Here is a 13,957-nt window from a genome sequence, read left to right as displayed (position 1 = left end):
CGCCTCCACATGCTTCGTTCTGGGGCGGCTATGAAGTTCTTTCTCGGCCTCCTCTCGTCGTTCGTCATTCTGCATCCTTCATTCCCGTTGCAGCCCGCCTTCGCACGGGCTGCGGAGGCCAGGCCAAACATCGTGCTTATCATGGCGGATGACCTGGGCTACGAATGCATCACGGCAAATGGAGGCGAGTCCTACCAGACACCGAACCTCGACAAGCTCGCCGCCTCCGGCCTGCGTTTTGAAAACTGCCACGTGCAGCCGCTGTGTACGCCGACCCGTGTCCAGCTCATGACCGGGCGCTACAACGTGCGGAACTACCTCAACTTTGGCACATTGCCGCGCACCGAGACAACCTTTGGAAACCTCATGAAAGGCGCGGGCTACGCCACCGGCATCTGCGGCAAGTGGCAGCTCGGGCATGAGGCGGACTCTCCGCAGCACTTCGGCTTTGAGGAGTCCTGCCTCTGGCAGCAGACCCGCCGCCCGCCGCGCTATGCCAATCCCGGTTTGGAATACAACGGCGTGGAGAAAGACTTCTCCCACGGCGAGTACGGTCCCACGCTCGTGAACGACTTCGCGCTGAGCTTCATCGCCAAAAACAAAGAGAAGCCGTTCTTTCTCTACTACCCGATGATGCTCACCCACAGCCCCTACCAGCCAACGCCCGACAGCCCGGACTGGGACCCCACCATCAGCAGCGAAAACAAGCAGCAGGCTCCGAAGCACTTTGCCGACATGGTGGCCTACATGGACAAGATGGTGGGCCGCGTGGTGGCCTGGCTGGATGAACTCGGCATCCGCGACAACACTCTGCTCATCTTCCTCGGAGACAATGGCACCGGCGCCGGCACTCCCAGCCGCTTCAAAGGCATGGACGTCAAAGGCGGCAAAGGCAGCACCACCGCCAGCGGCACCCATGTGCCTCTCATCGTCAGCTGGCCCGCGGCGATCAAGCAGGGCCGTGTGAGCACCGATCTCGTCAGCAGCACGGACTTCCTCCCCACCATTTGCGCCGCAGCCGGGGCCAAAGCGCCTGAGAATGTCGATGGCGTGAGCTTTCTCCCGCAGCTCAAGGGAGATCCCGGCACGCCGCGTGAGTGGCTATATTCCTGGTACTCGCCACGACAGAGCCAGGACCTCACGGTGAAGGAGTACGCCTTTGACCACCGCTTCAAGCTCTACCGCGGCGGCCGCTTCTACGATCTCAGCACCGACTCCGCTGAAAAGCAGGATCTCTCCGCCACGACACTCAGCGCTGACGCATCTGCCGCCAAAGCAAGACTCCTGGCCGCGCTCGATCGCTACAAGGACGCACGCCCGACTGAGCTCGACCGCGAGTTTGAAGCTTCCGGCAAAGGCAGGGAGAAGCCGGAGAAGAAGGCCAGAAAGAAGAAGCAGAAGTGATTCACCCTGGCTGCGGGCGGGCAAGCAGACGTCTGGCATCAGCGTTCCCAGGCAACACACCCTCTACCCTACTTATGAAGCATCAAATCCCCCTCCTGCTCGCGTGTTGCGCGGCCACTCTGCATGCAGAGGTCACTTTGCCGCCGGTCATATCCGACCACATGGTCTTGCAGCGCGATGTCCCGGCACCGATCTGGGGGAAGGCTTCACCCGGTGAAGAAGTCGCCGTTTCCATCGCAGGACAGAGCAAGAGCACCAAAGCAGATGAGAAGGGAGGCTGGAAGGTGAGCCTGGATCCGCTGCAGGCGGCCGAAGGCCTCACTCTTACGGTGAAAGGCTCAAACACTCTCACGATTCAGGATGTGCTCGTTGGTGAAGTGTGGCTTGGCTCAGGGCAGTCCAACATGGCCGGGCCGGTGCGAACCTTCAAAGGTGCCGATGAGGGCCTGCAAAAGACGCTGGCTGCCGCGCCTTATCCGCGCATCCGTCTCATGAAGCAGGGCGCCAAAGGCTGGCAGCCGGCCACTCCTGCCAATGTGGACGCCTTTTCAGCCATCCTGTTTGCCTTTGGCTCCCGCCTGCAGACGGAACTGAATGTTCCGGTGGGGCTGATGGTGGGCGCAGTGGGTGGCACCCCCTCCGGTTTCTGGCTCACCGAAGAGATGTTCCGCGGCGATGCCGCATGCCAGGCGCAGATCAAAGAGTTCGCGAAGACCTATGATTTTGCCGCCGCCATGAAGGCCTATGAACGCTACATGACCGCCTGGAAAGCCAATGCGGAAAAGGCGAAGCAGAGCGGCGGCAAAGTGGGCCGCGAACCTGCCGTGCCACTGCAGCCCGGCGAGTGCAGCGGTGAGATCGGACATCTTTATCAGGCGCATGTGCAGCCGTATGTGCCGTATGCCATCCGTGGCGTATTGTGGGATCAGGGCGAAGGCGGCACGGGCATCACAGGCGTGGATCAATTCCACGTCATGGGCGCTCTCATCAAAGGCTGGCGCAAGGCCTGGCAGCAGGATTTTCCGTTCATCTACATGCAGAAACCCAGCGGCGGTGGCACCGCGTGGGATCTGGCCAATCCGACCACAAAAAATGCGGACGCCTTCGCGCCCACACCCGCCAAGGTGCCCGCGGACATTGAGGGACAGGCCCGCGAAGTGCACATCAAAATTCAGCAGCATCCGCACACCGCCATGGTCATCAGCACCGATCTCGGCGGCATGACGCACCCCACGAACAAATCGGGCTATGCTGACCGCGCGAAGCAGGTGGCGCTGAGTTTTGTGTATGGCGGTCAGGCCGAATTCAGCGGCCCTCTGTATGCATCGCACAGCATCGAAGGCGGGAAGGTGCGCATCAAGTTCAGCCACATAGGCCGGGGCCTGGCAACGCGGCACAGCGATCAACTGCAAGGCTTCATCATCGCCGGTGCGGACAAACAATTTCACTGGGCTGATGCCGTCATCGAAGGCGACAGCGTGATCGTATCGAGCGCCGCTGTGCCGCAGCCCGCCGCGGTGCGCTACGCTTGGTCCAGCCAGTCCCCATGGGCCAGTCTGTTCAACAAAGACGGCCTTCCTGCGCAGACTTTCCGCACGGACGACTGGTCTTTGCTCAATGCCAGAAAGTGATTGAGGTGAACTCCCATTCCATGCATTGGCTCCCACCATTCCGCGCCTTCCTGCTGCTGCTCCCATTGGCGATGCTTCGTTCCGAAACGCCGCCGGCCATGATCGTCGAAGAGGGCGCGGGCGCGGTCACGCCACGGGAGATTCAGGCCTTCAAGCAGTTCATGCAGACGGTGCCGCTGCCGAAGGACAACCTGCGCAACAACATGGTCTATGGCACAGGCGGCACTGCCGTCGAAGCTCTGGCGCGAGTCTTTGAAATCAGCGGCGATGTCGAACTGCTGGATCGCATGATCGCCTTTGCAGATGCGATGCTCGCAGGCCGCAACGACCCCAAGACCGGCGCCATCATCTGGACCGGAGAGCGAGACTTGGTCTGGCCAAACTCCGTCTCAAAAGATGGCGCGCGCGTTTACGCCGGCTCTGAAAGCGGCGATGTTGTGGGCCACATCGCCTGCACGGCGCGGGAGATTTTGAAGAACGAAACGCTGTGGGAGACACCCGTGCCAGGCGGAGATGCCTATGACTTTGGCAGGACCTACCTGGAGCGGGCGCGCACCTACGTCCGCGAAATGGACCGCACCATGGACAGCTTCATCGTGAAGTACTTCTTACGACCGGACAATCTGCGCCTCTACACGCCGGATTCTCCGGCCTTTGAGGCAGCCAGTCGTCCTGGGGCTGCTGCCAGAGGTGTGCCGTGGAATCAGCAGGCCATGCTCCTCAACGGCTTTCAGCGCATGTCCGAAGCTCACGCCCTGATGGGCGATGCACCCGAGCGGGTGCGCCAGTATGAGGCCGTGGTGAAAGCAGCCATCGAATGGTTTTTTGCCGAAGTGGAGCACTGCGAGGTCAAAGGCAGGCCCTGCTACAAATGGTCCTACGCCGCCGGAGAGCAGCCGATCAAGCACTACGAGGACATCGCCCATGGAGGCTATGACATCGCGCTGTTCTCACGCGCTCTGCAAAGCGGGCGCTATGGCATCACCCCGGAAATGATGCGGCCTTTTGCCAACACCGTCACCTGCATCCTGCTGCAGCCGGGAAACAAGTTTGTCGATCATGTGAACGGCATCCACACCGGCAAGCGTCCGCCCGGTGGCATCAGCGGCTACTGGAGCGATCTCTGCGAATTTGATCCGGCGCTTTATCCCATCCTGTTTGAGGTGAACCAGGCCCGCTTCAAATCGGGTGTGGACCGGACCGCCAATTTTCTCTGGGTCAGGCATCAGATGCAGCGGGCGAAGACGTCCAGGTGATCTGCCTGTCAGTTATCCTGTTCCCTGGCGATTACTTTTTACGCATCATGAGCTTTTGAGGTGCTGCCACAGCCTGCGGCGAGGCAAGCTCTGACTGCTGCCGCTTCTGCCCGCTTGTCTGCGCCACGCTGCCGGTGGCGGCATTGAATTGGGCGAGTCGCTCGGCGGCTGCCCTCAGATGCTGGCGGGCCTGTTCCGGGAGGGCGGCGGCGCGGGCATTCAGCCCTTCGTAGCCGGAGCGCAGAAGCGGGCCGGCTTCGGCGATTTTCTTCAGCTGCAGCAAGGCGCCCCCCAGCAGGCTTTCAGCATGAAAACGCAGCCAGTGCTCAGGCTGTTGTTTGACGCATTGTTCGAGCGAGTCGCGCAGCAGAGACTCAGCCTGGACCCATTTACCGCTTTGCAGCCACAGTCCGCCGAGGTCAGAGGCTGCGGAGGTCACTGCTGCAATGTCTGCAGGCGTGCGCTTGCGCCGGGCCTCCAGCACCTGCTGGTACAGAGTTTCCGCGTCTTCGAGCCTGCCCGCATGCCGGTGCACATCCGCCAGGCCGGCCATGGTGTTGAGCGTGTCCTCATGCTCAACACCGAGAACGCGCTGCTGGATTTGCAGCAGCTCGGTGTACATCTTTTCGGCCTGGGCATGGTCGCCGCGGCGGTCATGCATGGCCGCCATGGCATGCATTTGGGAAAGCACGTCCGGATCTCCAGGTCCAAACGCCGCCTTCATCGTCTCAAGAGTTTCGTTCTGCAGTGCGATGGCCTGGGCATGCCTGCCCGCTGCCGCCAGGGAAGCCGCCAGCTGCTGCCTTGAGCGCAGCGTCTTGGCGTGCGCGGACCCCAGCACGCGCTCCCGCACTGCAAGCGTCTCCTGCCGGAGTTCTGCGGCCTCTGCGGGGCGCTCATGGCTGTCATACACCTGCGCCACGGTGTCCATTTGAGTGAGAATTTCCGGGTGCTCCGGTGGAAAGGTCTTCTTCAATGTTTCAAGGACCTGCAGCTGTGAATCTTCGGCATCGCTGCGCCGTCCCTGCACCTCGTATTCATCCGCCAGGTGTTTTAGCGAGAGCATCGTCTGCGGATCCTTGGGGCCGAGCACGCGGCGCTTCGCATCCAGGCTTTGATGGTGCAGCTTCAGCGCCTCATCATGCCTCCCGCGCCGCCCCAGCATCAGTGCCAGCTGGTCCGTCTGCACCAGCGTGTCAGGGTGCTCCGCACCGAGCGATTGCTTCACAATTTCCAATGCTCCGAAGTAAAGCTTTTCAGCCTCTGAGGGCATGCCTGCGGCCTCTGCGGCCTGGGCGGTGATATTCATCGCGATGAGAGTGCGCGAATCATTGGGCCCCAGCGTCCGCCGCGTGCCCTCCAGCTGCTCCCTGCGCAGCTTCAGCGCATCCGCGTGCCTGCCCTGCGCGCTGTAGGAGTTCGCCAGATTGCCAATCGTGGCAAGGGTGTCGAGGTGATCCGGACCCAGCACGCGCTTCTGCACATTCCAGAGATTGAGATACAAGGTTTCCGCATCCAGCCGTTTCTCCTGTTCATCGCACACCGCCGCCAGCACGGTGATCGTCACAAAAGTGTCCAGGTGGTCCGGACCCAGGGCCTTTTGCTGGGTGGTCAGGGTCTTGCGTAGCAGCGTCTCCGCATCCACGAAGCGCCCTTCCGCCTTCATCGCAGTGGCGAGCTGCCGCATGCTGCGCAGCGTGTCCCGGTGCTCACCACCGAGTGCGAGCATGCGCTTCTCCAGAGCCCCCTGCATCTGCTTCTGTGCATCCAGCGGCTGGGACAGCGCGAGGTAGGTCAGGCCTATCGTCTCCTGTGCACGCGCTCCGGATTCCGGATTTCCTGCCAGCCTGTCCAGATTTTCGACAGCGGCATCCAGCATGTTTTTCACCAGCGTGGTGTCCTTTCCCTTCACCGTTTCCGGCGTCAGCAGTGCAAACATATCCTGCAAAAACCGGGAGGTCATGGAGTGGGATTCCACCTTCTGCCCGGCGGACACACGGGTCTCCTCCTTCTTTTCCTTCAAGAGCAGCCATCCCACAAAGGTGATGCCGCCTGCCAGCAGCAAAACCAGCAAAGCCGCGAGAGAGAACAGCGCCCGGTGCTCGCCAATGAAGAGGCCCATCGCCGAGCCCTGCACCGCTGGCTGCTCTTCCTGGGCGGCGGCTTCCTTGAGGTAGCGCATGAAGTCATTCTCAAGCGCGTCCACGGTCAGGTAGCGGTTTTCAGGCCTCTTCTCCAAAGCGCGCATCACCACCCAGTCAAAATGCTCCTCCAAAAGTTCGGGAAATGTGGAGGCCTCCACCTTGCGGTTCAACGCCAGGCCGGTGAGGTGCGCCTTCGGCAGTGAGCGCATGCAGGCGGAAGGCTTCATCACCTGCGTTTCGCACACCGCCGTTTTCACTTCGTCCAGGTGCTCCGCCGCATCCTTGGGCGTTTGGATCGGCAGGCGTCCCGTTACCAGTTCATACAGCAGCATGCCCAGGGCATAAATGTCGCTGCGCGCATCGATGTTCTTGGCCGCCACCTGCTCGGGAGAAAAATAAGCAGCAGGTGCGCGCAGATGCCCCGTGGGTGCGACGAGGGTGTGGTTCATCGCTTTGGCGACCCCAAAGTCCGTCACCTTCAGGGTCGGCACGCCCTGGTCGCCCCATTTGACGAGGATGTTGGCAGGTTTGAGATCTCCATGCACCACGCCTTTGAGGTGCGCATGATGGATGGCATCGCAGGCCTGGATGAACAGCCGGATGCGCATCAGCAGGGAAATTTTCTGATCATCACAAAACTGAGTGATCGGTGTGCCGTGCAGCAGCTCGGTCACGAGGTAGGGCCTGCCGCCCGGGGTCATGCCGCATGCATGCGGCCGAGCGATGTCCGGATGGTCCAGCAGCGCCAGCGAGTGCTTCTGCGCCTCGTAGCGGATCAAAAAATCATTGGCGGCGACCGAGATGATTTTGATGGCCACGAACTCCGCCACGCGCTGGTTGCGCTCGGCCATCCAGAGCGTGCTGGCGGTGCTTTCATCAATGATCTGCAGCAGCCGATACGGGCCGATCATGTCTCCCGGTTTCTCCTCCACGACGCCATTGGAAGGTGTTTTCGGCACACGAATGCCGCGGGTCTTACGCTGCCTGCCGCCCATGCCAGGATGATTGCGCAAGCGGTCCCAGACCTCATTCCACAATGCGGTGTCATTCCCACAGGCGGCTGTGAGAAAGACGTGGCGCTCGATGTGGTTGGCACGTTCGAGCGCCTCATTGAAGAGCTGCTCAACGCGGGCGGGATCGTTGTTCATGGAAAGCAGGTCATATAATTTCCATAATAATATGACCCTCCCCGCCCTAGTGAAATTGAATGAGCCTTTAAACGTCTCTTAACCCTGGTTCACCGCTTTCTCATCCATACGGAACATGGTTCCCCCCGCAATTGGATGGGCAGACGCCCAGGAGCCAGGAGGCAGTCCATGCAGAACAACATGCCAGCACGACGGGCATGCGCCTGTGGCTCACGGACCCCAGGCGCGGCGTACATCCATGTGGCATGACCGCTGGGGTAAAGATCAGCGGGAGGCTACTTCACCAGTTCACCCACCAGCAAAATCGCTCCGGGATAAAACGCGGTTCCGTCAAAGCGCTCGGGCTTGTCGATCTTGTTTCCGTTCTTTGCCAGAATGGTCGCCTTGTCAGGCTGCGTGGCGTCGATCTCGATTTTCACACTGTGCACTTTGTCTTCGAGATCGCTGCCGATCACAAGCGTGGCCAGCCGGTGGTACGTGCAGTAGGCATCGAAGCGCGGCACCAGCTTGGCGGGCTGGTCATCCAGCGTCACACGCACCTGCCCGCAGTCGGGACCGATGATGTCGTAGATGGAGCAGCGCGTGCCCTTGAACTGGAAGGAGATCGTCTCACCAGGCTGCGTGCCTTTGTGCAGCGCGGTCATGCGGCTGGCCCATTGCTTGCCAAACTTGTCGCTCTTCGGATCCAGCAGCGTGAAACCCTTGGAAAGAGTCGCTGCACTGATGGGCAGCAGCTTGGCCTGCTCGTAATTCGTCGCGATGAATGGCGCACCGAGAGCGTGTGCTCCTGGATTTTTGGAAGCAGACTTGATCAGTTCCTGCGAGCGCACGATGGCCGCGAGATACAGCTCGTGCCCGGTCTCCACGTGCGGGTGCACGCTGTCTGGAGCGAAGACAAATTTATCTCCGAGCGTCTTCTTTTCCTCGTCCGTTTTTGGCAGCTTGGCCTTCCACTCGAGCTTGCCTTCCTTGGCCAGCTTCGCCACTTCCATGCCCATGTGGATGGTGGGGATGCCGTAATGATCGGCAATCTTTTCCATCGCGCTCGCGGAGCGCTGGAACTTGCCCTCCAGCATCGCCGGCACGAGCGCCTGAGTGATGGTGTAAACAAAGCAGATGTCGCACTCCGGCAGCGCCTTCCACGTCTGCCGCACGATGCCTTCCATACAGCGGAAAATTTGTTCGGGAGATGCTCCGCCGTCATTCACCGCAAACTCCACGAACAGGAGATCCGGCTTGTGATCCAGCACGTCCTGCTTCAGACGGAAGACGCCCAGGTCGGAGCCCGTGCCGCCGATGGCTGCATTGATCTCGCTGAACTTCGTCTGCGGGTAGGTCTTCTGAAAATACGCCAGCGTCTTCGGCCTCCAGCCTGGCTGCGCTGTGATGGAGCCCCCGAGATAGCCAATCTTGATCTCCGCACCTGCCGTGCTCGCCTTGGCAAAAAAGTTCGGCAGCCCCTGCCGCGGGTGGCACTCCTGTGCAGGCACAAGGGGAAATTCATCGGCGGCGTGGAGAGCAGCGGTGGCAAAAAGTGAAAACAGAAGATGGCGCAGCATGGGGAGTCGGTTGAAAGGTTGCGCCTTCAGCATGCGAAGCAAAATTTCATGAACAACTTCGACTTTCGCTCCCCGCTTCAGCGCGGCATCGCCATCCCCGCCCATCCGCTGGCCCTCACCGCGCAGAGAAAACTCGACGAACGGCGGCAGCGCGCCCTGGCGCGCTACTACATCGCCGCGGGTGTGGGCGGACTGGCCGTTGGCGTGCACACCACGCAGTTTGCCATTCGCGATCCGAAGTTCGGCCTCTTCAAACCGGTGCTGGAACTGGCGAAGGAAGAGATGGACCGCTCAGCGCGACCCCTCGTCCGCATTGGCGGCATCTGCGGTGCCACGGCGCAGGCAGTGGCGGAGGCGGAACTGCTGCGGGGTCTGGGCTACCACGCCGGGCTCCTCAGTCTCGCAGCTCTCCCCGCAGCCGGCGAAGACGAAAGGATCGCTCACTGCCGCGCCGTGGCGGAGATTCTTCCCATCGTGGGTTTTTACCTGCAGCCCAGCGTTGGCGGGCGTGTGCTGCCGTATTCCTTCTGGCGGCGCTTTGCCGAGATCGAAAACATCGTCGCCATCAAAATGGCCCCTTTCAACCGCTACCAGACCCTCGATGTCGTGCGCGCCGTCATCGAAGCCGGGCGCGATGACATCGCCCTCTACACCGGCAACGACGACAACATCGTCGCCGACTTCCTCACGCCCTATCGCATCGGCGGCAAAGAACGCCGCATCGTCGGCGGCCTCCTCGGCCACTGGTCCGTGTGGACCCAGCGCGCCGTGGAGCTGCTGGAGCAGTGCCGCAATGCCGAAGCCACCTGTGAGCTGCTGCGCCTCGGCATCGAGGTCACCGACAGCAACGCCGCCTTCTTCGATGCCGCGAATGCCTTCCATGGCTGCATCGCCGGCCTGCATGAAGTCCTCCGCCGCCAAGGCCTCCTCGAAGGCCTGTGGTGCCTCGATGAGCATGAGTCACTCAGCCCCGGGCAGATGGCAGAGATTGATCGTGTGTATGCCGCGTATCCGCATTTGAACGATGATGCCTTTGTAGCGGAGCATCTGGATGGGTGGATGAGGTGATGTTCGGACTTCAGATGTGGTTGACTACATCCGAATCTTTGGATGGAATTGTTCCGCGAGCGATCCTCGCTGAATCACTGCTGAAAAAACCGCCGCACCGAGTTGACGGTCTGATCGACCCTTTGCTGAAAGGCGCTCTTTTGCGGCTGAGCAGGGGTGCGACGGCGGGTGCTGCTGGCGACCGTGGTTGAGCGTTTCTTGGCGGTGCTCGAAGTCTTGGCCTTGGCCGGGGAGGTAGATTTCGCAGGAGCATTTGCGACGGTGGTCTTCTTAACCTCGGTTTTCGAGTCGCTGCTGGAGGCAGTGGGAGTGTCGGTCGATACCGCAATGGCTTTGCGCACTTCCTCGTGCTGGGCAGGTGTTTCCTGGCTGGCGGAGGGTTCTTTGACAGCGACCGTTGTCTTGGAGGCACGTGTCTCCTTGTTGTCCGGAAGCATCTCCTTCGGCTTGGAAGATTTTTTGAGCGCAACAGGGTCCTTGGACGAAGCCGTTTCCTTGACTGTCACGGCATCTTTCGATAGTGGTGAGGACGGTGTCTGGGCTTCCACTGTTTCCTTGGTCACGGCCACTTCCTTGGGCGCAGCCGCTGGCGTCATCGCCGCGATTACAGGCCGCTCCGGTTCCACGGGCAGCAGACCGGGCGTCGGGCCATATCCATAAAAGTGCTTGGTGCTTTCAGGGCGTGGCAGGCTGAAGTCGAAGACGCTCACGCCGCTGCGGCGCTCGCCCATGTAGCTGCGGCCGTCGCTGGAGCCAAAGACGACGCGCTTGCCACTTTTCTTGAGTTTGCCCAGATAGACCATGACGTGCGTCACGGGCAGCTTGCGCGTGGTCTCGGTGGTGCTTGTCCAGAAAAGAAGGTCGCCGGGCTTGAGGTTGGCAAATTCCTCGCTGTCGAAGTTCGTGGCGGTAGGGGTGAGGTAGAGGTGGGTTTTCTTGTCCACCCACTGGCACATCTCGTCCGACTGGCGCGGCACGTCTTTGAGGCCCTGAAAATGCAGCACATGGTAAATGGTGCCGGAGCAGTCCATGCCGCCTTTGCTCGGTTCACTGGAGCCATACAGGTAGCCAAGCTCCAAATGGGTGAGCGCGAGGCAGCTCTGCACAAGGCTCTGGATCTGCTTGGGGTAGCTGTCGAAGCCGCTGATGTCCTCGATGCTGAGGGTGGAGACCACCGCTGGCGTCGGCACGAGGGTGGGCGGATCTTCGTTCACCGGTTCAGGTGGAGGGGTCTTCTTTTTCGCCGGCGTCACCTCGTCCTCAGACTTCGAGGAACCGGACTTGGACGAGCCAGATTTATTGGAGGACGAAGGCGCGGATTTTTTAGCAGCGGTGCCCGACTTGGAGGCGGACGTGGACGACTTTTTCCCCTTGGATGAAGTCGTGGCCGCCTGCAGCGGAGCGCCTGTGCCTGCCGCCACAAGCATGACGAGCAGGAGTCGCAAGGAAGAGTGCATGAGATTCGGGGGACTGGAGGTTGTGACGTGTTCTTTGACGCCGGGTGGCGCATTCTGATCAAAGGAAATCTCGGATGTGGAGTTCGGGCAGGCATAAAGAAATCGTTTCCCAGCCGCCTGCCTTCCTTGTCAAAAAGTGCCTGCGTGCCGCCGCTGTTCCTCGGAACAGGCTAGTTCATGCGCGCAATCACAGCGCACACCACCCCGGCCATCAGCAGGATGGCTGCTAGGATGCGAATGCCATAGGCCTTGCCAGACTCATGCCTCTCGCGATTTCCCAGCAGAGGGCCGAGCAGCGCCACCACGGCCAGGCTCCACATGCCGCGTGTGGCATACACCACATTCACGCCGACGGCGTCGTTGAAATAAGCGAGCGAAAGGCCCAGCGTGATCGACTGCGCGGCGATCAATGCGCTGCCGCCAAGGGACCACTGCGTGGCGCGGTTCCACGGAATCGGCGGGCGGCTGGGAAGCAGCGTCATGGCGCCGAGGGAGAGCACGCCGGTGGTCCCCGCGAGGATGGCAAGGAAAGTCTTCGGCCCAAAAGCAGGCGCCCACTTTTGCAGAAACACATCCGCAAAGGCATACAGCGCCGCGCTGACGAGCGCCATGACCACCGGCCCCGCCAGACGCGCGCCTTTCGGTGTTTTGAAATCAGTGGCGCTCATGAGGGCGATGCCGCCCGTGGTGATGATGGCGGCCGTCCACATCAGCGGCTTCATGCTGCCCGCAATGAAGAGGCTGGCCCCGAGTGCGACGAACACCACCTTGGAACCAAGCACGGGCGTGACGAGCGAGACATCCCCGCGCTGCATGGCGATAAAGGTGAACCAGCCGCCGACGAAAAAAAGCGCTCCCAGTCCGACCGGCACATACCACTCCTGCCATTGCACGGGCTGCTTCTCCAAGAAAACGAGCGGCAGGAACGCGAGCATGCCGGCCCAGTTGTTGATGTGAAAGCACGCCATGGGGTGCGCGCCCTCCACGAGCGCTTTTTTCAGCAGCAGCGAAGCGATGGCATACACCACGGCGGCGGCGAGCGGGAAGAGAAGATACCAGGGAAGAGTCATGCGCCCACAAGCTTCAGCCCCCACGCGATGACGAGGGGCGTGGTGACGCAGCTCACGATCGTGGTGGCGATGACCACCTGCACAGCCGTGGAGGCATGGCCGCCGTAGAGTCGGGCGATCATGATGTTAAATACAGCGGAAGGCATGGCCGCCTGCACAACGATGACACGCTTCAGCTCCAGGGTGATGGGCAGGCAGGCACCCGCTGCGAGGAAGGCGATGGGGATGATGCCCAGGCGCAGAATCGGGCTGTAGATGGCCACCTTCCACTGCATGGCGCCCTGCCCCCAGAGATCTGCAATCGAGGCACCGATGAGCAGCACGGCGAGCGGGACGGCGCAGGCGCCCAGCATGGTGAAGGTGTTGTGCGCCACCTGCGGCACGTAAGCATGCAGCCCGGTGAAATTCAGCATGAGGGAGGTCAGGATGGTGAGGACCGGTGCATTCAGCGCCAGCCGCCACGGGGCCTTGTCCAGGCCTGTGAGCAGGCCCACGCCCGCCGTCCAGCAGGCCAGCTCCACCCCCAGCGTGAAGGTGAAGAGCACTCCCAGTGTACCTTTGTCTGGAAACAAGGCGGTGACGATCGGGATGGCCACAAAGCCGTAATTCTGCAGCCCGCAGGCCACGCTGAAGGTGCGGCGGCCCTCTCCTTTTTTCAGACCGATCAGCGGCGCGACGAAATAGGTGAACGCGATGCCGAGAGCCACGAGCCCATAGCCCAGCCCGGCCGCCACCAGCACCGGCGGCAGGCGCATCACGGCAGGATTCCCCACCACACGCTCGATGATCAGCGCGGGAGTGAGCAGCATGACCGAAAGTTTCATCAGGCTGACGTCCGCCTCCGGCTTCAGCAGCCCCGTGCGCCGCGCCATCGCCCCGACGGCCATGGTGAGATACACCGGCACAGCGACGGAGAGGATGCTGAAGTAGTCGAGGTTCATGCGCGCGGGCATTCAGCTAGGCGGAGATGGGGCACTGCGCAAGTACGAGGGGGCTTTGGAGTGCCCGCGGCACACAAAGGTATCTGTATTTTTCTACTGCCCCCTCCGAAGTACGACAGACACTCATGTCAGTCGGTCAGCGTTCCGCCTACACCTGCAGCATGCAGGCCATCCTGCGTGACGCTTCGCTGCGACGTGTGTCCCGGTGCAGATAGACCAGTTCTCGAAAAGATTGTCATTTTGACCGGCGAGCGCAGCCGCCCCAGTGGCAAGGCGGGA

Annotated in this window: 9 protein-coding genes; 4 read left to right on the top strand and 5 right to left on the bottom strand. The window is 61.3% G+C overall.

The genetic code is table 11. The features are described 5' to 3' along the window. Positions 1 to 30: 30 nt before the first annotated feature. The 3 genes from ACILSO_RS24400 to ACILSO_RS24390 all read left to right on the top strand — a co-directional run bounded on the left by ACILSO_RS24400 (position 31) and on the right by ACILSO_RS24390 (position 4,291). Positions 31 to 1,404, top strand: coding sequence for a sulfatase-like hydrolase/transferase (locus tag ACILSO_RS24400; RefSeq protein ID WP_395740089.1), 1,374 nt, complete (start codon positions 31 to 33; stop codon positions 1,402 to 1,404). Positions 1,405 to 1,478: 74 nt separating this feature from the next. Further along, positions 1,479 to 3,035 carry a sialate O-acetylesterase gene (locus ACILSO_RS24395; protein ID WP_395740088.1) on the top strand — a complete coding sequence of 519 codons (1,557 nt, stop codon included), beginning with the start codon at positions 1,479 to 1,481 and terminating at the stop codon, positions 3,033 to 3,035. 20 nt (positions 3,036 to 3,055) lie between these two features. After that, positions 3,056 to 4,291: a hypothetical protein gene (locus tag ACILSO_RS24390; RefSeq protein ID WP_395740087.1), complete on the top strand. Its 1,236-nt coding sequence runs from the start codon at positions 3,056 to 3,058 to the stop codon at positions 4,289 to 4,291. A 31-nt stretch (positions 4,292 to 4,322) separates the two neighbouring features. Here ACILSO_RS24390 and ACILSO_RS24385 read toward each other — a convergent pair whose 3' ends face one another. Together ACILSO_RS24385 and ACILSO_RS24380 are read right to left on the bottom strand one after the other, a co-directional pair. Next, positions 4,323 to 7,583: a tetratricopeptide repeat protein gene (locus tag ACILSO_RS24385; RefSeq protein WP_395740086.1), complete on the bottom strand. Its 3,261-nt coding sequence runs from the start codon at positions 7,581 to 7,583 to the stop codon at positions 4,323 to 4,325. 275 nt (positions 7,584 to 7,858) lie between these two features. Continuing rightward, positions 7,859 to 9,142, bottom strand: a complete 1,284-nt coding sequence (locus ACILSO_RS24380; protein ID WP_395740085.1) for an SGNH/GDSL hydrolase family protein — start codon at positions 9,140 to 9,142, stop codon at positions 7,859 to 7,861. Between the two features lie 48 nt (positions 9,143 to 9,190). Between ACILSO_RS24380 and ACILSO_RS24375 the strand changes: the two genes are divergently transcribed. Then, on the top strand, positions 9,191 to 10,210 hold the full coding sequence (locus ACILSO_RS24375; protein ID WP_395740084.1) for a dihydrodipicolinate synthase family protein: 1,020 nt from the start codon (positions 9,191 to 9,193) through the stop codon (positions 10,208 to 10,210). 74 nt (positions 10,211 to 10,284) lie between these two features. Here the strand turns inward: ACILSO_RS24375 and ACILSO_RS24370 are convergent, their stop codons facing one another. From ACILSO_RS24370 to ACILSO_RS24360, 3 genes are all read right to left on the bottom strand, one after another. Then, positions 10,285 to 11,655 carry an NlpC/P60 family protein gene (locus ACILSO_RS24370; RefSeq protein WP_395740083.1) on the bottom strand — a complete coding sequence of 457 codons (1,371 nt, stop codon included), beginning with the start codon at positions 11,653 to 11,655 and terminating at the stop codon, positions 10,285 to 10,287. 182 nt (positions 11,656 to 11,837) lie between these two features. Beyond that, positions 11,838 to 12,737, bottom strand: coding sequence for an EamA family transporter (locus ACILSO_RS24365; protein WP_395740082.1), 900 nt, complete (start codon positions 12,735 to 12,737; stop codon positions 11,838 to 11,840). Beyond that, the gene (locus ACILSO_RS24360; RefSeq protein ID WP_395740081.1) at positions 12,734 to 13,678 is read right to left on the bottom strand and encodes an AEC family transporter; all 945 of its coding nucleotides are present in this window, start codon (positions 13,676 to 13,678) and stop codon (positions 12,734 to 12,736) included. The genes ACILSO_RS24365 and ACILSO_RS24360 overlap by 4 nt, the downstream gene beginning before the upstream one ends. Positions 13,679 to 13,957: the final 279 nt, after the last annotated feature.

Source organism: Prosthecobacter sp., assembly GCF_044226605.1.
GTDB lineage: Bacteria > Verrucomicrobiota > Verrucomicrobiia > Verrucomicrobiales > Verrucomicrobiaceae > Prosthecobacter.
The sequence above is the reverse complement of the archived record's forward strand: the minus strand, read 5'-3'. Positions and strand labels throughout refer to the sequence as shown.